The organism is Gordonibacter sp. (assembly GCF_036667095.1).
GTDB lineage: Bacteria > Actinomycetota > Coriobacteriia > Coriobacteriales > Eggerthellaceae > Gordonibacter.
Genome location: NZ_JAVWUP010000355.1, coordinates 1 through 994, shown reverse-complemented (window position 1 = coordinate 994; position 994 = coordinate 1). Strand labels below are relative to the sequence as shown.

Sequence of the window (994 nt, the reverse complement as noted above, 5' to 3'; positions counted from 1 at the left end):
GGCACGCTCCGCAAGGGCGCCCACCGTGATGCGCTCAAGGGGAAGCGTCTCTACAAGACTCCAAAATGCCTTTTCAAGCCGCTCTTCAACCGGAGATTCCTCGTTTTTCCGAGGACGGGCCATACCTGCCTCCTTGCCATTGCTCTCGCCTGCCGCGATGGGCTGCAAGCGGCGAGACCTTCAGCCACCGACGGCACACTGAGCGCAGCTCGCACCCGACAGTGGTTCACCCGGCACCGCTTCGTCCGGTGAAGCGCACCCTAGGGAGAGTGCATTTGCCAAAGCGGGACGAAACACAACAGTTCTGCTAGTTTTGTTTGTTTTTTCCAACATGCTGTTGGATTATTCTAACACTAAGCAAACGTGTGCCATCACGGCAGCGAGGAGAAGGAGTGTGCCATGGCATCCTCACCCTGCCCCATCGAAGTGACAAGCGTCGTGAAAGTGTTCGGGAAGAAAACGCCCCTGGGGGATCACCGAGCCACCGTGCTCGACGGCATAGACCTACGCATCGAACGCGGAGCCATTCTGTGCCTACTTGGGCCTTCGGGTTGCGGAAAGACCACGCTCGTAAACCTTATCATGGGCATTACCGTTCCCGACTCGGGCGAAGTCCGAGTGCTGGGAGAGAAGGCGCCCTTCCCTACCGCGCGCAAGCGCATCGGTTTCATGCCACAGGACGATGCCCTCTACGACGACGTCACCGCGCAGGACAACCTGCGTTTCTTCGGTACGCTCTACGGCCTGCGCGGCGAAGAGCTGGCCCGCCGTACCGATGCCATGCTGACATTCGCCCGCCTCGAATCCGACCGGAAGAAGCTAATCGCCCACTTCTCCGGAGGCATGAAGCGCAGGCTTTCGCTGGCCGTGGCACTCATACACAACCCGGACGTGCTCGTACTAGACGAACCCACCGTGGGACTCGATCCGGAGCACCGCATACGCATCTGGGACGAGTTTCGCGCACTGCGCGACAAGGGCAAAACACTGCTGG

At 60.0% G+C, this 994-nt stretch carries 1 protein-coding gene; it reads left to right on the top strand.

Features of this window, described 5'->3' with window-relative positions; genetic code table 11:
* Positions 1 to 399: 399 nt before the first annotated feature.
* Positions 400 to 994, top strand: a 595-nt coding sequence (locus RR842_RS14550) for an ABC transporter ATP-binding protein (RefSeq protein WP_332730289.1), incomplete at its 3' end; no start/stop codon positions are given.